The sequence below is a fragment of the Streptomyces sp. NPDC048106 genome (genome assembly GCF_040706415.1).
Classification (GTDB): Bacteria; Actinomycetota; Actinomycetes; order Streptomycetales; family Streptomycetaceae; genus Streptomyces.
Genome location: NZ_JBEZND010000004.1, coordinates 70919 through 87950, shown reverse-complemented (window position 1 = coordinate 87950; position 17032 = coordinate 70919). Strand labels below are relative to the sequence as shown.

The following is a 17032-nucleotide window of genomic DNA, read 5'->3' as shown; positions in this document are numbered from 1 at the left end:
GGCTAGGGTGGCCACCGTACAAGCACTCGCGGGAGCCCGGACGCACCGGGCTGAGAGGGAGGCTGGCGGCCTCCGACCGTACGAACCTGATCCGGGTCATGCCGGCGAAGGGAGGGGCTGGACGCCCATGCCGTCACGTACGTCCGATACGTCACCCAAGGGCCCGCCGAACGCGTCCCGCACATCCGACGTCCTCGTCATCGGGGGCGGGATCATCGGCCTGGTCACGGCCTGGCGCGCGGCGTGCCGCGGGCTCGCCACGGCGGTGGTGGACCCCGCGCCGGGCGGCGGGGCCGCGCAGGTCGCGGCGGGGATGCTGGCCGCGGTCACCGAACTGCACTACGGCGAGGAGACTCTGCTCGCCCTCAACCTGGAGTCGGCGCGCCGCTACCCCGGCTTCGTGGCCGAGCTGACCGAGGCGAGCGGCCGGGACCTCGGCTACCGGCGCTGCGGCACGCTCGCGGTCGCGCTGGACGCCGACGACCGCGCCCACCTGCGCGAACTGCACGCCCTCCAGCGGCGCTGCGGCCTGGACGCGGAGTGGCTGACGGGGCGGGAGTGCCGCCGGCTCGAACCGATGCTGGCGCCCGGCGTGCGCGGGGGGCTGCGGGTCGACGGCGACCACCAGATCGATCCGCGCCGGCTGGCCGCGGCGCTGGTGACCGCGTGCGAGCGGGCCGGAGTGGTGTTCCACCGGGTGTGGGCCGAGCGGCTGGACACCGTGGGGGACCGGGCCACCGGGGTCACCACCGCGGACGGTACGGCGCTGGCCGCCGGGCAGGTGGTGCTCGCGGGCGGCAGTCTCAGCGGGCGGCTCGCGGGGGTGCCCGAGGCGGTGCTGCCGCCGGTGCGGCCGGTGAAGGGGCAGGTGCTGCGGCTGACGGTGCCCGAGCGGTACGCGCCGTTCCTCAGCCGTACCGTGCGCGCCGTGGTCCGGGGCGGGCAGGTGTACCTCGTCCCCCGGGAGAACGGCGAGCTGGTCGTCGGCGCCACCACCGAGGAGACGGGCTGGGACACCACGGTCACCGCGGGCGGGGTGTACGAGCTGCTGCGCGACGCGCACGAGCTGGTGCCGGGCATCACCGAGCTGCCGCTCACCGAGACGCGGGCCGGGCTGCGGCCCGGGTCCCCCGACAACGCGCCGCTGCTCGGGCCGTCCGGGATCGAGGGGCTGCTGCTGGCGACCGGGCACCACCGCAACGGGGTGCTGCTCACGCCGGTCACCGGGGATGTGATGGGGCAGTTGCTGGCCGGTGGCCCGCTGCCCGAGGAAGCCCGTCCGTTCACACCGGAGCGCTTCGGCGCGCTCCGCACGCAGCGAGTGGAGCAGCCCGTATGAGCGCCGTGTCGTCCGCCATCACCATCTCCGTCAACGGGCAGCGCCGCGAGGTCGCGCCGGGGACCGTGCTCGACGCCGTCGTACGGTCCCTCGTGCGGGCACCTTCCGGGGTGGCGGCCGCCGTCAACGAGACGGTCGTGCCGCGGTCGCTGTGGACGGGGACGGCGCTCGCCGAGGGCGACCGCGTCGAGGTGCTCACCGCGGTGCAGGGGGGCTGACCGATGAGCGACGATCGCCTTGTCATCGGGGGTACGGCCTTCGGGTCGCGGTTGATCATGGGGACGGGCGGCGCGCCCAGCCTGGAGACGCTGGAGCGGGCGCTGGTCGCGTCCGGGACGGAGCTGACCACGGTCGCGATGCGGCGGGTGGATCCGTCCGTGCACGGCTCGGTGCTGTCCGTGCTGACGAAGCTCGGCATCCGGGTGCTGCCCAACACGGCGGGGTGTTTCACCGCCGGGGAGGCCGTGCTCACGGCGCGGCTCGCCCGGGAGGCGCTGGGCACCTCGCTGGTGAAGCTGGAGGTCATCGCCGACGAGCGGACGCTGCTGCCGGATCCGGTGGAGCTGCTGGAGGCGGCGGAGACGCTGGTGGACGACGGGTTCACGGTGCTGCCGTACACCAACGACGATCCCGTGCTCGCGCGGAAGCTGGAGGACGTGGGGTGCGCGGCGGTGATGCCGCTGGGGTCGCCGATCGGGTCGGGGCTCGGCATCCGCAACCCGCACAACTTCCAGCTCATCGTGGAGCGGGCGGGGGTGCCGGTGATCCTGGACGCGGGAGCGGGGACGGCGTCGGACGTGGCGCTGGCGATGGAGCTGGGGTGCGCCGGGGTGATGCTGGCGTCGGCGGTGACGCGGGCGCAGGAGCCGGAGGTGATGGCGGCGGCGATGCGGCACGCGGTTCAGGCGGGGCGGCTGGCCCGGGTGGCGGGGCGGATCCCCCGCCGGTACTGGGCGCAGGCGTCGTCTCCCGCGGAGGGGCTGGCCGCGCTCGACCCCGAGCGTCCCGCGTTCTGAGCCGATACCGGTTCCCCGGCCTGCTCTCGGCCGCGGAATTATCCCGTCCCCGCGTGGGAAGCGTCACAGGTCCGCTCCAGTGGGCCGGTGGGGGCTCCCGGCGGGGCCGGGACGCCGGTGCGGGCTCGTAGACTCGGCGTGTGGACATGACCCTTCAGGACGCCCTCGTCGGGCACGTGCTCGACGGCCGGTACCGCGTGGACGCGCGGATCGCGGCCGGTGGGATGGCGACGGTGTACCGGGCACTGGACACGCGTCTGGACCGGGTGCTGGCGCTGAAGGTGATGCACCCGGCGCTGGCGGCCGACGGGGCGTTCGTGGAGCGGTTCATCCGGGAGGCGAAGTCCGCCGCGCGGCTCGACCACCCCAACGTGGTGCAGGTCTTCGACCAGGGCACCGACGCGTCGTATGTGTACATGGCGATGGAGTACGTCGCCGGGTGCACCCTGCGGGACGTGCTGCGCGAGCGCGGGGCGCTGCGGCCGCGCGCCGCGCTGGACATCCTGGAGCCGGTGCTCGCCGCGCTCGGCGCCGCGCACCGGGCCGGTTTCGTGCACCGGGACATGAAGCCCGAGAACGTGCTGATAGGCGACGACGGCCGGGTCAAGGTCGCCGACTTCGGCCTGGTCCGCTCGGTGGACACGGTGACCAGTACGACCGGTGCCGTGCTCGGCACCGTCGCCTACCTCGCCCCGGAGCAGCTCGACCAGGGCACCACCGACCCGCGCGTCGACGTGTACGCCTGCGGGGTCGTCCTCTACGAGATGCTGACCGGCGCGAAGCCGCACTCCGGGGACTCCCCCGCCCAGGTGCTCTACCGGCACATAAACGAGGACGTGCCGCCGCCCTCGGCCCTGGTGCCGGGGCTGGCGCCCCCGCTGGACGAGCTGGTCGCGGCGGCCACCGCCCGCACCCCCGAGGTGCGCCCGTACGACGCGGTCGCGCTGCTCGCCCTGGCCCGCGAGGCCCACGCGGCGCTGACCGCGGAGCAGCTCGACGCCGTACCGCCCCAGGCGCGGACGGTGGAGCACGAGAACGCGGAGAACCGCACGAGCGTGATCCCCCGCGCGCTGACGGTGCCCAGGCCGCTTCCCGTGAACGAGGACGGCGCCGGCGACGGCGACAGCCCCACCGCCCGGTTCCGGACCGCGCCCGTGCCGCCCCCGCGCCGGTCCCGGCGGCTCATGCTCACCCTCGCCATCGCCGTGCTCCTGGTGCTCGGCGCCGGCACCGGGGTCTGGTACATCAACTCGGGACAGTTCACCAAGGTCCCCCCGCTGCTGACGAAGACCGAGGCGCAGGCGAGGGACCGGCTGAAGTCGGCCGGGCTCGACGTCGGCACGGTCAGGCGGACCTACGACGACACCGTCGAGCGCGGCAGCGTGATCAGCACCGACCCGGCGCCCGGGGCCCGGATCCGGGACCACGACGCGGTGACGCTGACCGTCTCGCTCGGCCCGGAGACGGTCAAGGTGCCGGACCTCGTCAACCTGCCGCTCGCGAAGGCCCGGCAGAAGCTCAGGGCGGCCGGGCTGGAGCCGGGCATGGTCACCCGGCGCTTCAGCGACGCCGTCGACCAGGGCGCCGTGGTCTCCACGGTCCCGGTGCCGGGCACCGAGCGGCACGCGGGCTCGGCGATCGCGCTGATCGTCAGCAAGGGCAGCCCCGTCGACGTGCCGGACGTCACCGGCGAGGACCCGGCCGACGCGCGGCAGGAGCTGACGGGCGCCGGGCTCAAGGTGGAGATCGCGAGCGGGCAGGTCAACTCCGAGTACGACAAGGGCAAGGTGGCCCGGCAGAGCCCCGGCGAGGGCGGACAGGCCGCCGTGGGCGACACGGTGACGCTCACCCTGTCCAAGGGCCCGCAGATGATCGAGGTCCCGGACGTGACGGGCGACAGCGTCGACGAGGCCCACCAGGCGCTGGAGGACGCGGGGTTCAAGGTCCAGGAGGACCGCGGGATCCTCGGGCTGTTCGGCGACACCGTGAAGAAGCAGTCCGTCGAGGGCGGCGGGACCGCGCCCAAGGGGTCCACGATCACGATCACCATCCGGTGAGTCCGCCTGAGTCCGGGAGTCCGTGAGTACGGGAGTCCGTGAGTACGGGAGCCCGGGAGTCCGGTGACGGGGTTCACGCCGGGCCCCGGTCCGGGCGCCCCGGCGGACATGACACCCTGAACGGGTGAGTCCCGAACCCTCCTCCCCCCTGCGCAATCCCGTCGGCGGCCATGTCCCGGTGGCCGGCGGCCTGCACTCCGTGGGGCTGTCGTACGCCCGTGCGCTGAAGGCGGAGACCGTGCAGGTCTTCGTGGCCAACCCGCGCGGCTGGGCCACCCCCGCCGGGAACCCGAAGCAGGACGAGGCCTTTCGCGCGGCCTGCGCCGAGGAGTCGGTCCCGGCGTACGTCCACGCCCCCTACCTGATCAACTTCGGCTCGCACACCGAGGCGACCGTGGAGAAGTCGGTGGAATCGCTGCGGCACTCGCTGCGGCGGGGGCGGGAGATCGGCGCGCTCGGTGTGGTGGTGCACACCGGCAGCGCGACCGGCGGGCGGGCCCGGGAGGTGGCGCTGAAGCAGGTGCGGGAGCACATGCTGCCGCTGCTGGACGAGCTGACCCATGACGACGACCCGTTCCTGCTGCTGGAGTCCACCGCGGGGCAGGGCGCCTCGCTGTGCTCGCGGACCTGGGACTTCGGGCCGTACTTCGAGGCACTGGACGCCCATCCGAAGCTGGGCGTGTGCCTGGACACCTGCCACATCTTCGCCGCCGGGCACGACCTGACCGGCCCGGCCGGCATGCGCCAGACCCTCGACCTGCTGGTGGAGACCGTCGGCGAGGGCCGGCTGAAGCTGATCCACGCCAACGACTCCAAGGACGTGGTCGGCGCGCACAAGGACCGGCACGAGAACATCGGCTCCGGCCACATCGGCGAGGAGCCCTTCCGCGCCCTGATGCGCCATCCGGCGACCGCGGGCGTCCCGCTGGTCATCGAGACGCCGGGCGGCCAGGAGGGCCACGCCGCGGACGTGGCCCGGCTCAAGCGCCTCAGGGACGGCTGACCGGGCCTCGGCGACGATCGGCGCGGCCTCGGAGACGGCCGGCCGGAGCCGTCGGGGCGGCGGACCGGCCCGTCGTCACAGCTCCGGCCCCTCCCCCGGCTCCTCCTGGTACGAGTAGCGCTGTTCCTTCCACGGGTCACCCACGTTGTGGTACCCCCGCTCCTCCCAGAACCCGCGCCGGTCGGCCGTCATGTACTCGACCCCCCGCACCCACTTGGGCCCCTTCCAGGCGTACAGATGGGGCACGATCAGGCGGACCGGGAAGCCGTGCTCGGCGGTGAGGAGTTCGCCGTCCTTGTGGGTGGCGAAGAGGGCGCGGTCGGAGAGGAAGTCCGTGAGGCGGAGGTTGGAGCTGAAGCCGTACTCCGCCCAGACCATCACATGGGTGACGTCAGGGGCCGGCGGGGCCAGCTCCACGATCGTGGCCGCCGGGACCCCGCCCCACTCCGCGCCCAGCATGCTGAACTTGGTCACGCAGTGCAGGTCGGCCACCACGGTGGCGTACGGCAGGGCCGTGAACTCCTCGTGGTTCCAGCAGTGCTTCTCGCCGTCGGCGGTGGCGCCGAACACCCGGAAGTCCCAGCGCTCGGGCCGGAACTTGGGGACGGGTCCGTAGTGCGTGACCGGCCAGCCGCGCTGGAGTCGCTGCCCCGGCGGAAGCCCGGACCCTGCCGCTGCTCCAGACTCTCGCTCCACCGGATGACCCATGTCTCCATCCTGACAGACCTCGGGCGGTGCCCCCGACCGCCCCCCGGCAAAACGGGCAGACATCATCAGACATCAACACATTTACTAAGTCCGCACTTACTGGACGATCTTCTCCTCCGATGCAATCATGCGGCCCTCACCTCCCCCGACAGCCGTGTGGGAGACGTCCGCGTGGAAGGAGCCGCCGCGATGGAGGGCGACCCGGAGATCATCGAACTGCTCAACGAACAGCTGACCGCCGAGCTGACGGCGATCAACCAGTACTTCCTGCACGCCAAGCTCCAGGACCACAAGGGCTGGTCCAAGCTCGCCCGGTACACCCGCGCCGAGTCCTTCGACGAGATGCGGCACGCGGAACTCCTGACCGACCGCATCCTGCTGCTCGACGGGCTGCCGAACTACCAGCGGCTCTTCCATGTCCGGGTGGGGCAGACCGTCAGGGAGATGTTCGAGGCGGACCGGCAGGTCGAGGTCGAGGCGATCGACCGGCTGCGCCGGGGCGTGCGGATCATGCGCGAGAAGGACGACATCACGTCCGCGAACGTCTTCGAGACCATCCTCGCCGACGAGGAGCTGCACATCGACTACCTGGACACCCAGCTCGAACTGGTGGACAAGCTGGGCGAGGCGCTCTACATCTCGACGGTGATCGAGCAGACCCAGCCGGACGCGTAGGGGCCGGGCGCCGGGGGCCGGGGGCCGCTAGGCGGCGTCGTCCAGCCGGTCGGCCGTCTCGCCCAGCCGCTCCAGCGGCGCGGGCGCGCGTCGGTCGATCAGCTCGCGGCGGGGGCAGGCGCCCCGGCCGAGCAGGGCCTGGATGCGGCGCACGCAGCCGCCGCAGTCCGTGCCCGCCTTGCACGCCGAGGCGATCTGGCGCGGGGTGCAGGCGCCGTCCTCCGCATGCTGCTTGACCTGGGCCTCGGTGATGCCGAAGCAACTGCACACGTACACGCGGACTCACCTCCCGACGGGATCGCCGTGACTCTGCCATCCCGTTCCCGGTGAGGCAAACCTAACCTTACCCGTCGCTTCGCGGCCGCAAAAGGGCGAGGGCGCGGATCCCATGTGATCCGCGCCCCAGACGCGCGCTCCGGAACGCCCTTCGTCGAAGGGCGCGGTGCTCACTGGTCCCGGTACATCTCCGCGACCAGGAACGCCAGGTCCAGGGACTGGCTGCGGTTGAGCCGGGGGTCGCAAGCCGTCTCGTAGCGCTGGTGCAGGTCGTCGACGAAGATCTCGTCGCCGCCGCCCACGCACTCCGTGACGTCGTCGCCGGTCAGCTCCACGTGGATGCCGCCCGGGTGGGTGCCGAGGCCCTTGTGCACCTCGAAGAAGCCCTTGACCTCGTCGAGCACGTCGTCGAAGCGGCGGGTCTTGTGCCCGGAGGCCGCCTCGAAGGTGTTGCCGTGCATCGGGTCGGTCACCCAGGCCACCGTCGCGCCGGACGCCGTGACCTTCTCGACCAGCTCGGGCAGCCGGTCGCGGATCTTGTCGGCGCCCATGCGGACGATGAAGGTCAGCCGGCCCGGCTCCCGCTCGGGGTCGAGGCGGTCGATGTAGCGCAGCGCCTCCTCGGCCGTGGTGGTGGGGCCGAGCTTGATGCCGATCGGGTTGCGGATCTTCGAGGCGAACTCGATGTGCGCGTGGTCGAGCTGGCGGGTGCGCTCACCGATCCACACCATGTGCGCGGAGACGTCGTACAGCCTGCCGGTGCGGGAGTCGACCCGGGTCAGGGCGGACTCGTAGTCCAGCAGCAGCGCCTCGTGCGAGGAGAAGAACTCGACGGTCTTGAACTCCTCCGGGTCGGTGCCGCAGGCCCGCATGAAGTTCAGCGCGCTGTCGATCTCCCGGGCCAGCTGCTCGTAGCGCTGGCCGGAGGGGGAGGTCTTCACGAAGTCCTGGTTCCAGGCGTGCACCTGGCGCAGGTCGGCGTACCCGCCGGTGGTGAAGGCGCGGACCAGGTTCAGCGTGGACGCCGAGGCGTGGTACATCCGCTTCAGCCGCTCCGGGTCCGGGACGCGGCTGGCCTCGGTGAAGTCGAAGCCGTTGACCGAGTCGCCCCGGTAGGTCGGCAGCGTCACGCCGTCGCGGGTCTCGGTGGGCTTGGAGCGCGGCTTGGAGTACTGCCCGGCGATCCGGCCGACCTTCACGACGGGCACGGAGGCCGCGTAGGTGAGGACGGCGCCCATCTGGAGCAGCGTCTTGAGCTTCTGCCGGATCTGGTCGGCGGACACCGCGTCGAACGCCTCGGCGCAGTCGCCGCCCTGGAGGAGGAACGCCTCTCCCTTGGCGACGGCCGCCATCCGGGCGCGCAGCTGGTCGCACTCGCCCGCGAAGACGAGCGGCGGATACGACTCGAGGTCCGCGATCACTGCGCGCAGAGCCTCGGGGTCGGGGTACTCGGGCTGCTGCGCCGCGGGCAGGTCTCGCCAGGTGTTGCCAGCGCTCGCGCTGGTCTTAGCGTTCACGGTCACCTCGTACACATTACGGGGTCGTGTCCCCTGTTCCACGAGTCGCCCGAAAAGTGAGACGCGGCGACTGCCTCGTGGACAGGGTGTGCGGTAGGGTCTTCGGCATGTTCGCGCTTTCCGACCAGAACTGGTGGTGGACCGCTTCTCCGGCGGCCCACTGATCGCGCGCACCCAGACTTCGCGAAGGCCGCCCGAGGGGCGGCCTTCGGTGTTTCCGGGGCCGTTCCTCTCCCTCACCCGATCGAGTAGGAGCCCGCCCGTGGACCTCATGGACCTGCTGTCCGACCCCCGCCCCTTCGCCCTGCTGCGCCGCCGCGTGCCCGGCCGCGCCGAGCACCCGGTGGAGGTGCTGATCGGCCCGGTCGAGCGCCGGGAGCGGCTCGCCGAGCTGCCGGAGACGGGCCTCGCCCTGGTGCCGTTCCGGCAGATCCGCGAGCGCGGCTTCGACGTCCGCGACGACGGCACCCCGCTCCTGGTGCTGACGCCCGAGGAGTCGTACGAGCTCCCGGTGGCCGAGGCGCTGTCGCGGCTGCCCGGACACGACGTGCGGGTCGAGGACGGCGGCTTCGACGTGGACGACGAGGAGTACGCCGGGATCGTCGGGCGGGTCCTGGAGCAGGAGATCGGCCGGGGCGAGGGCGCGAACTTCGTGATCCGGCGGACGTACCGGGGCACGGTGCCGGGGTTCGGGCGCGCGGACGCCCTGGCGCTGTTCCGGCGGCTGCTGGAGGGCGAGCGCGGGGCGTACTGGACGTTCGTGGTGCACACCGGGACCCGCACGCTGGTCGGCGCGAGCCCGGAGGCGCATGTGCGGATGACCGGCGGCACGGTCGTCATGAACCCGATCAGCGGGACCTACCGCTACCCCGCCGGGGGCCCGACGCCGGAGCACCTCCTCGGCTTCCTCGCCGACCGCAAGGAGATCGAGGAGCTGTCGATGGTCGTCGACGAGGAGCTGAAGATGATGTGCACCGTCGGCGACATGGGCGGGGTCGTCGTCGGGCCGCGTCTGAAGGAGATGGCCCACCTGGCGCACACCGAGTACGAGCTGCGCGGCAGATCCTCCCTGGACGTCCGGGAGGTGCTGCGGGAGACCATGTTCGCGGCGACGGTCACCGGGTCGCCGGTGCAGAACGCGTGCCGGGTGATCGAGCGGCACGAGGTCGGGGGGCGGGGGTACTACGCCGGTGCGCTGGCCCTTCTCGGCAAGGACGCGGGCGGCGCGGCGACCCTCGACTCCCCCATCCTGATCCGCACCGCCGACATCGACGCGGACGGGCGGCTGCGGGTGCCCGTCGGGGCCACGCTGGTGCGCGGCTCGGACCCGGCGGGCGAGGTCGCCGAGACGCACGCGAAGGCGGCCGGCGTGCTCGCGGCGCTCGGGGTGCGGCCGGGGCGGCCGCGCGCGGAGCGGGAGCTGCCCCGGCTGGCCGACGACCCCCGGGTGCGGGCCGCGCTGGACGGACGGCGGGCCGCGCTCGCCCCGTTCTGGCTGCGGATGCGGCAGCCGGCCGCGGCGGTGACCGGTCACGCCCTGGTGGTCGACGGCGAGGACACCTTCACCGCGATGCTGGCCCACCTGCTGCGCTCGACGGGCCTGGAGGTGACGGTACGGCGGTACGACGCGCCGGGGCTGCGGGCCGCGGTGCTCGCGCACGAGGGCCCGGTGGTGCTGGGCCCCGGCCCCGGCGACCCCCGCGACCTGGCCGATCCGAAGATGCGGTTCCTGCGGGCGCTCACCGCCGACGTGCTCCGGGAGCACCGGCACGGGGTGCTGGGCGTCTGCCTCGGCCATGAGCTGATCGCGGCGGAGCTGGGGCTGGACATCGTCCGCAAGCAGGTGCCGTACCAGGGGGCGCAGACGGAGATCGAGCTGTTCGGACGCCCCGAGACGGTCGGCTTCTACAACAGCTTCACCGCCCGCTGCGACGAGGAGGCGGAGCGGGAGCTGGCGGCGCACGGCGTCGAGGTGAGCCGGGCGGCGAACGGCGAGCTGCACGCCGTACGGGGCCCCGGTTTCGCGGGCGTGCAGTTCCACCCGGAGTCGGTGCTGACGATCAACGGGTCGGCGATCGTAGGGGAGTTGACGGAGCGGCTGCGGGCCGGCGGTGCGGCCCACAGCCCGGCTACGGCGTCTCAGCCGAAGAACACCCCGACCTCCTCGTAGAGCTTCGGGTCGACCGTCTTCAGCTTGGCGGTCGCCTCGGTGAGGGGCACACGCACGACGTCGGTGCCGCGCAGGGCGACCATCTTGCCGAAGTCGCCGTCGCGGACGCAGTCCACGGCGTGCAGCCCGAAGCGGGTGGCGAGCCAGCGGTCGAAGGCGCTGGGGGTGCCGCCGCGCTGGATGTGCCCGAGGACGGTGGTGCGGGCCTCCTTGCCGGTGCGCTTCTCGATCTCCTTGGCCAGCCACTCGCCGACCCCGGACAGCCGCACATGCCCGAAGGAGTCCAGCGACTGGTCCTTGAGCACCATGTCGCCGTCCTTGGGCATGGCGCCCTCGGCGACCACCACGATCGGGGCGTACGACGCCTTGAAGCGGGAGGTGATCCAGGCGCACACCTGGTCGAGGTCGAAGCGCTGCTCGGGGATGAGGATGACGTTGGCACCGCCGGCGAGGCCCGAGTGCAGGGCGATCCAGCCGGCGTGCCGGCCCATCACCTCGCAGACCAGGACCCGCATGTGGGACTCGGCGGTGGTGTGCAGCCGGTCGATGGCCTCGGTGGCGATGTTGACGGCGGTGTCGAAGCCGAAGGTGTAGTCGGTGGCGGACAGGTCGTTGTCGATGGTCTTGGGCACGCCGACGCACGGCACGCCGTACTCGTCGGACAGCCGCGCGGCCACCCCGAGGGTGTCCTCGCCGCCGATCGCGATCAGGGCCTCGACCTCCTGCTTGGCGAGGTTGTCCTTGATCCGGCGGATGCCGCCCTCGATCTTGAGGGGGTTGGTCCTGGAGGAGCCGAGGATGGTGCCGCCGCGGGGCAGGATGCCGCGCACGGCGGGGATGTCGAGGCGGACGGCGCGGCCTTCGAGGGGGCCCCGCCAGCCGTCCCGGAAGCCGACGAACTCGTAGTCGTACTCCTGTGCGCCCTTGCGCACGATGCCCCGGATGACGGCGTTGAGCCCGGGGCAGTCGCCGCCTCCGGTCAGTACTCCGACCCGCATGGAAATGTCCCTTCACCCGCAGTGCCTGACGCTTCGTCACGCTAATGGTGATGCGTGTCACATCGGGAGAGGCGGTACGGGTGAATCAGGTGGATTCACACCGGAGTCGGGGGCGCGGTCGCGGGAGCGGCGGGCTACTCCTCGTCGAGACCGCGCTCGATCGCGTACCTCACCAGCTCGACGCGGTTGTGGAGTTGGAGCTTGCCGAGGGTGTTCTGGACGTGGTTCTGCACGGTGCGGTGGGAGATGACGAGGCGTTCGGCGATCTGCTTGTAGCTCAGGCCCTTGGCGACCAGCCTGAGCACCTCCGTCTCCCGCTCGGTCAGCCGGGGCGCGCCCGGCTCGTCGGCGCCGGGGGCGGGCGCCGGTTCGGCGGCCAGGCGGCGGTACTCGCCGAGGACCAGTCCGGCGAGGCCCGGTGTGAACACCGGGTCGCCGGCGGCCGTACGGCGCACCGCGTCCAGCAGTTCCGCGGTGGACGCGGACTTCAGCAGGTAGCCGGTCGCGCCGGACTTCACCGCCTCCAGGACATCGGCGTGCTCACCGCTCGCGGACAGCACCAGGACGCGCAACGCCGGGTTGTGCGCGACCAGTTCGCCGCACACCTGGACGCCGGGCCTGGCGGGCAGGTTGAGGTCCAGGACCAGCACGTCGGGGGCGGCGGCCTTGGCCCGGCGCACGGCCTGGTCGCCGTCGCCGGCGGTGGCGACCACCTCGAACCCGGCCTCGGCCAGGTCCCGGGCGACCGCGTCGCGCCACATGGGGTGGTCGTCCACCACCATGACCCTGATCGGTTCCTGCCGCTGTGTCATCGCCGCTCCGTCTTCTTCCCCCGCGCCGCCACGGCGCCCTTCGGTACCTTCAGTTCGACCTCCGTGCCCTGGCCGGGCACCGAGACCAGCTCGGCGCTGCCGCCGAGGTCGCGCAGCCTGCCCCGGATGGACTGGGCGACGCCGAGCCGGCCCTCGCCCTCGGCCTCGGCGAGCCGTCCCTCGGGGATGCCGGGGCCGTCGTCCCGGACGGTGACGAGGACGTCCGCCGGTTCGTCCTCCACCAGGATCCAGGCCCGCGCCCCCTCGCCGGCGTGCCTGCGCACATTGTCCAGGGCGGCCCCGACGGCCGCTGCCAGCTCCCGGGCGGCGGCCGGCGGCAGCGGCACCGGGGCGCCGGGCTCGGCCAGGCTCACCCGGTCGCGGGCGTACGGGGCGAGGAGGGTGCGCAGATCGACCGGGCCCTGCTCCTCCGGCTCCCCGGTCACGCGTACGGCGGTGTCCCCGGCGCCGCGGGGCACCGGCGGCAGGCCGCGGGAGACCAGGGTGCGCAGGGCCACCTCCTGTTCCCCGGCCAGCCTGCCCAGCTCGGCCGCCTCGCCGCCGAGGGCGGTGCCGCGCCGCTTCACCATCGCCAGGACCTGGAGCACGCTGTCGTGGATGTCCCTCGCCAGCCGCTCCCGCTCCCGGGTCGCGGCCTCGATCTCCAGGGCGCGGGCGAGGGTGCGCTCGGAGGCGCGGGCCACCTCCACCACGTAGCCGATGCCGATGGAGGCCACCCAGACGAGGATCAGGCTGTGCACGGTGTCCCGGGCGGGCTGGCCGCGCTCGACGAGGTTGGCGGCGGCCACCGCCGTGGAGGCGACGGCGGCCCAGCGCCAGCCACCCTTGACCGCGAAGGCGAGGACCGCGCCGCCGGTCCATATCGTCGGCAGGGTGGGGCCGCCCGCGATCCGCTGGTGGCTGTCGGCGAACCCGGTGAGCAGGACGCCCGCGAGGGCGATGGCCAGATCGGTGGCGAGGAACCACCGGGTGCAGCTCGCCGCGCCCCGCACCCGCGGCAGGGTGGCGAGGGTCCACACGGCGAGGACGGCGTCGTAGCCGACCGCGATCCACGGACGGGTGAAGTTCTCGTACGAGGTGACGCACAGGCCGACCGCGTACAGCATGGTCAGCACGCGGTACCCCGCGAGCGCCCGCCACAGCGGCAGCTCCACCGACATCCTCAGCACGCGCTCGCGCCCGGCCATCTCCCCCGTGTCCCCCGTCCCCCCGCAGGCCCCCGGTGGCGCCTACTCGCTCCCGGCGTCCCTGCTCTTCTCGGCCTTCTCGGCCTTCTCGGCCTTCTCGGCTTCCCTGGCGCTCTTCTCGGCCTCCTTGGCCGCCTTGGCCGCCTTCGCCTCCTCCGCCATCTGCCGTTTGGCGGCGGTCGCGTAGACGTCGACGTACTCCTGGCCGGACAGCTTCATGATCTCGTACATGACCTCGTCGGTCAGCGCGCGCAGCACGAAGCGGTCCTGCTCCATGCCCTGGTAGCGGCTGAAGTCGAGGGGCTTGCCGATGCGGATGCCGGGCCGCATCAGCTTCGGCATCACCTTGCCGGGCGGCTGGATCTTCTCGGTGTCGATCATCGCCACCGGGATCACCGGCGCGCCGGTCGCGAGCGCCACGCGCGCGAGGCCCCCGGGCTTGCCCCGGTAGAGCCGGCCGTCGGGCGAGCGGGTGCCCTCCGGATAGATGCCGAAGAGTTCGCCGCGCTCCAGCACCTCGATGCCGCTCTTGATGGCCGCCTCGCCCGCGCCGCGCGCTCCGGAGCGGTCCACCGGGAGCTGGCCGACGCCCTTGAAGAAGGCGGCGGTGAGCCGGCCCTTCACTCCGGGCGTGGTGAAGTACTCGGCCTTCGCGATGAAGGTGACCTTGCGGTCCAGCATCGTGGGCAGGAAGAACGAGTCGGAGAAGGAGAGGTGGTTGCTGGCCAGGATGGCCGGTCCCGTGGCCGGAATGTTCTCCAGCCCCTCCACCCACGGCCGGAAGGCGAGCTTCAGCGGCCCTCCGATGGCGAGCTTCATCGTGCCGTACAACACCCCTGTGCCTCCCGTTTCCGTCGCACAGACCTTAACCCCCTGGACCGCCAAAGCACCCGACGGCCCTGGTCGGTGTCCGTGCGGTCGCGTACGGTGAAGCACATCCGCGCGTTCTCAACGCCCCGGCCGGACGGCGGCGGGGCCCTTCCCCAGGAACAGGAGCGTCGAAGGTGCCGGTTCTCCCCGGAGCCGAGCCGTACCGCCACTCCGGCGGCGAGGTGGGCGTCCTCTTCTGCCACGGCTTCACCGGCTCGCCCCAGTCACTGCGCCCCTGGGCGGAGCACCACGCGGCGCACGGCCTGACCGTGTCGCTGCCCCTGCTGCCCGGCCACGGCACGCGCTGGGAGGACATGCAGCTCACGGGCTGGCAGGACTGGTACGCGGAGGTGGACCGCGAGCTGCGGCTGCTGTCCGACCGCTGCTCCCAGGTGTTCGTCGCGGGCCTGTCGATGGGCGGCGCCCTCGCGCTGCGGCTGGCCGCCCTGCACGGCGAGCGGATCAGCGGCGTGGTCGTCGTCAACCCGGCGAACAGGATCCACGGCCTGTCGGCGTACGCCCTTCCCGTGGCCCGGCACCTGGTGCGCAGCACCAAGGGCATCGCCAGCGACATCGCCAAGGGCGGCTCGGCCGAGACGGGTTACGACCGGGTGCCGCTGCACGCGGCGCACTCGCTGCGCCGGTTCCTGCGCCGGCTGGACGGCGAGCTGCCCCGGGTCGCCCAGCCGTTGCTGCTGCTGCGCAGCGTCCAGGACCATGTCGTACCGGCGGTCGACTCCGCCAGGGTGCTCGACCGGATCTCGTCCGTGGACGTCCGGGAGATCGTGCTGGAACACAGCTACCACGTCGCGACGTTGGACGTGGACGCGGACCGGATCTTCGAGGAGAGCCTCGGATTCATCGGCCGGCTCGCACCGATTCCGGGCAAGGAAGGGACGGCCGCAGTTGGCTGAGCACGACCCGGGTCCCGAGGGCCGCGAGGACCGGGAGGACCGGCAGGACCGGGAGCCGGAGGAGAACGGGCTGCGTTTCGACGAGGACGCCGCCTGGCGGGCCATCGTGGCCGGGTACGGCGAGGAGCCGCCGGACCCGCCGGGCAGCAGGCCCTTCAAGCCGGTGGAGGACCTCGCGCTGCTGGAGAAGGACGCGCCCCCGGAGAAGGACACCCCGCCAAAGGACGAGGGCGGCGAGGGCGGCGAGGGTTCCGGGGAGCGGCGGCCCGCCCGGCCGCTGGGCAGCTCCGTCTCCTTCGCGCCCGGCGTCGGCCCCCGCGACTACCGTGCGCCGGAACCGTCCGAGGACGACTTCGACGAGGACGACGAGGGCCACTTCGTCCCGCCCGAGCCGCCACCGCTGGAGACCGGCGACACCACGTCGAAGTTCGCGTGGCTGGGCGTGGTCGGCGGGCCGATCCTGCTGCTGGTGGCGGTGCTGCTCGGCTGGGACATGACCTGGTGGCTGACGACCCTCGGCATCGGCGGCTTCCTCGGCGGCTTCGCCACGCTGGTGGCGCGGATGCGGACGGACGAGGACGACGACGACGATCCGGGGCGGGGGGCCGTGGTCTGACCGCGACGGCCCCCTTATGGCCTAACGGCCGGCTTATGGCCTAACGCGCGGGATTCTCCCGCTCGGTGGCCGGGACGCGCAGGGCGGCCAGGACCGGGAGGTGGTCGGTGGCGGCGGCCAGGTCGGCGCGGGTGACGCCCGGCTGGTCGACCGGCACCCCGCAGCCGAGGACCTCGATCCCCTTGGTGGCGAACACCGCGTCGATACGACGCCCCGGCGTGCCGCGCGTCCAGGTCTCCTCGCCACCCCACGGGGCCACGTCCCGGCCGTCCTGAAGGGCACCGGCGAGCAGGTGGAAGGTGCGGCCGGCGGGGCCCTCGTTCAGATCGCCGCCCACGAGGGCGTGCTCCACGCCCAGCCCGTCGAGCCGGTCGAGGAGCAGGCCGCCCTGGGCGTAGCGCTCCTGGTCGTCGAGGCTGAGGTGGCAGCTGATCACCCCGAGCCGGGCGCCGCCGAAGCGAACCACCGCGGTGGCCAGGCCGCGCCGGTGCAGGCCGGGAGTGAGGGGGAGCAGGACGTCCTCGGTGCGCTCCACGGTGGCCCGCAGCGAGCACAGGATCGCGGGGCCGGCCGCGGTGGCGCCGCCGGTGAGGACGACGAGACCGGACGCCCTGGCGAGCCGCGCGAGCTTCTTGCGCCAGCGGAAGAAGCGGGGGGCCTCCTGGAGGAGGACCAGGTCGGGGGCACAGGCCGTGATCACCCGGGCGAGGGCGTCGGTGTCGTCGCGCATCGAGCGGATGTTGTAGCTCAGCACGCGGAGTACGGCTGAACCATCGGGCTCTGTGTGGGAGTTGGGGAGCGGCGCCATGTGGATCAATGTACGCCGCACCTTCGCGGGCGGGCGACCGCGCCC

The 17032-nt window shown here is 73.0% G+C and carries 18 protein-coding genes and 1 riboswitch; of the genes, 10 read left to right on the top strand and 8 right to left on the bottom strand.

All coding sequences use genetic code 11. The features are described from left to right. Nucleotides 1-18: 18 nt before the first annotated feature. Nucleotides 19-130, top strand: a riboswitch (TPP riboswitch). From thiO to AB0927_RS05080, 5 genes are all read left to right on the top strand, one after another. Beyond that, nucleotides 128-1339 carry a glycine oxidase ThiO gene (gene thiO, locus AB0927_RS05100; RefSeq protein ID WP_366666140.1) on the top strand — a complete coding sequence of 404 codons (1212 nt, stop codon included), beginning with the start codon at nt 128-130 and terminating at the stop codon, nt 1337-1339. (Overlaps the previous riboswitch by 3 nt.) A 17-nt stretch (nt 1340-1356) precedes the next feature. Beyond that, the gene (thiS, locus tag AB0927_RS05095) at nt 1357-1557 is read left to right on the top strand and encodes a sulfur carrier protein ThiS (RefSeq protein ID WP_366666357.1); all 201 of its coding nucleotides are present in this window, start codon (nt 1357-1359) and stop codon (nt 1555-1557) included. Between the two features lie 3 nt (nt 1558-1560). Then, nucleotides 1561-2355 carry a thiazole synthase gene (locus tag AB0927_RS05090; protein WP_366666139.1) on the top strand — a complete coding sequence of 265 codons (795 nt, stop codon included), beginning with the start codon at nt 1561-1563 and terminating at the stop codon, nt 2353-2355. A gap of 140 nt (nt 2356-2495) precedes the next feature. Continuing rightward, on the top strand, nt 2496-4412 hold the full coding sequence (pknB, locus tag AB0927_RS05085) for a Stk1 family PASTA domain-containing Ser/Thr kinase (RefSeq protein WP_366666137.1): 1917 nt from the start codon (nt 2496-2498) through the stop codon (nt 4410-4412). 124 nt (nt 4413-4536) lie between these two features. Then, on the top strand, nt 4537-5415 hold the full coding sequence (locus AB0927_RS05080; protein WP_366666136.1) for a deoxyribonuclease IV: 879 nt from the start codon (nt 4537-4539) through the stop codon (nt 5413-5415). Nucleotides 5416-5490: 75 nt separating this feature from the next. Here the strand turns inward: AB0927_RS05080 and AB0927_RS05075 are convergent, their stop codons facing one another. Beyond that, nucleotides 5491-6123 (bottom strand): sulfite oxidase-like oxidoreductase, encoded by a 633-nt coding sequence (locus tag AB0927_RS05075; protein WP_366666135.1) that lies wholly within the window; start codon nt 6121-6123, stop codon nt 5491-5493. Nucleotides 6124-6312: 189 nt separating this feature from the next. Between AB0927_RS05075 and bfr the strand changes: the two genes are divergently transcribed. Further along, nucleotides 6313-6798 (top strand): bacterioferritin, encoded by a 486-nt coding sequence (gene bfr, locus AB0927_RS05070; protein WP_366666134.1) that lies wholly within the window; start codon nt 6313-6315, stop codon nt 6796-6798. 27 nt (nt 6799-6825) lie between these two features. Here bfr and AB0927_RS05065 read toward each other — a convergent pair whose 3' ends face one another. Continuing rightward, nucleotides 6826-7074 (bottom strand): (2Fe-2S)-binding protein, encoded by a 249-nt coding sequence (locus AB0927_RS05065; protein ID WP_366666133.1) that lies wholly within the window; start codon nt 7072-7074, stop codon nt 6826-6828. Nucleotides 7075-7244: 170 nt separating this feature from the next. Then, entirely contained in the window at nt 7245-8597 is a 1353-nt protein-coding gene (locus tag AB0927_RS05060) for a class II 3-deoxy-7-phosphoheptulonate synthase (RefSeq protein ID WP_366666132.1), read from the bottom strand. Between the two features lie 101 nt (nt 8598-8698). Here AB0927_RS05060 and AB0927_RS05055 point away from each other — a divergent pair, with 101 nt between their 5' ends. Together AB0927_RS05055 and AB0927_RS05050 are read left to right on the top strand one after the other, a co-directional pair. Further along, nucleotides 8699-8755 (top strand): trp operon leader peptide, encoded by a 57-nt coding sequence (locus AB0927_RS05055; protein WP_153816145.1) that lies wholly within the window; start codon nt 8699-8701, stop codon nt 8753-8755. 98 nt (nt 8756-8853) lie between these two features. Further along, nucleotides 8854-10761, top strand: a complete 1908-nt coding sequence (locus AB0927_RS05050) for an anthranilate synthase family protein (RefSeq protein ID WP_366666131.1) — start codon at nt 8854-8856, stop codon at nt 10759-10761. Here AB0927_RS05050 and AB0927_RS05045 read toward each other — a convergent pair. From AB0927_RS05045 to AB0927_RS05030, 4 genes are all read right to left on the bottom strand, one after another. Beyond that, on the bottom strand, nt 10731-11759 hold the full coding sequence (locus tag AB0927_RS05045) for a 6-phosphofructokinase (protein ID WP_366666130.1): 1029 nt from the start codon (nt 11757-11759) through the stop codon (nt 10731-10733). The genes AB0927_RS05050 and AB0927_RS05045 overlap by 31 nt on opposite strands. A gap of 134 nt (nt 11760-11893) precedes the next feature. Next, the gene (locus tag AB0927_RS05040) at nt 11894-12571 is read right to left on the bottom strand and encodes a response regulator transcription factor (protein ID WP_366666129.1); all 678 of its coding nucleotides are present in this window, start codon (nt 12569-12571) and stop codon (nt 11894-11896) included. Next, nucleotides 12568-13779: a DUF5931 domain-containing protein gene (locus tag AB0927_RS05035; protein ID WP_366666128.1), complete on the bottom strand. Its 1212-nt coding sequence runs from the start codon at nt 13777-13779 to the stop codon at nt 12568-12570. Before AB0927_RS05035 ends, AB0927_RS05040 begins: the two co-directional genes overlap by 4 nt. A 42-nt stretch (nt 13780-13821) precedes the next feature. After that, nucleotides 13822-14610 (bottom strand): lysophospholipid acyltransferase family protein, encoded by a 789-nt coding sequence (locus AB0927_RS05030; protein ID WP_366666356.1) that lies wholly within the window; start codon nt 14608-14610, stop codon nt 13822-13824. A gap of 173 nt (nt 14611-14783) precedes the next feature. On the opposite strand from AB0927_RS05030, the gene AB0927_RS05025 reads away from it, so the two are divergent. Both AB0927_RS05025 and AB0927_RS05020 read left to right on the top strand, forming a co-directional pair. Beyond that, the gene (locus tag AB0927_RS05025) at nt 14784-15563 is read left to right on the top strand and encodes an alpha/beta fold hydrolase (protein ID WP_366666127.1); all 780 of its coding nucleotides are present in this window, start codon (nt 14784-14786) and stop codon (nt 15561-15563) included. After that, nucleotides 15556-16179, top strand: a complete 624-nt coding sequence (locus tag AB0927_RS05020) for a hypothetical protein (RefSeq protein WP_366666126.1) — start codon at nt 15556-15558, stop codon at nt 16177-16179. Before AB0927_RS05025 ends, AB0927_RS05020 begins: the two co-directional genes overlap by 8 nt. 40 nt (nt 16180-16219) lie before the next feature. On the opposite strand, the gene AB0927_RS05015 is transcribed toward AB0927_RS05020, so the two are convergent. After that, entirely contained in the window at nt 16220-16987 is a 768-nt protein-coding gene (locus tag AB0927_RS05015) for an endonuclease/exonuclease/phosphatase family protein (RefSeq protein ID WP_366666125.1), read from the bottom strand. Nucleotides 16988-17032: the final 45 nt, after the last annotated feature.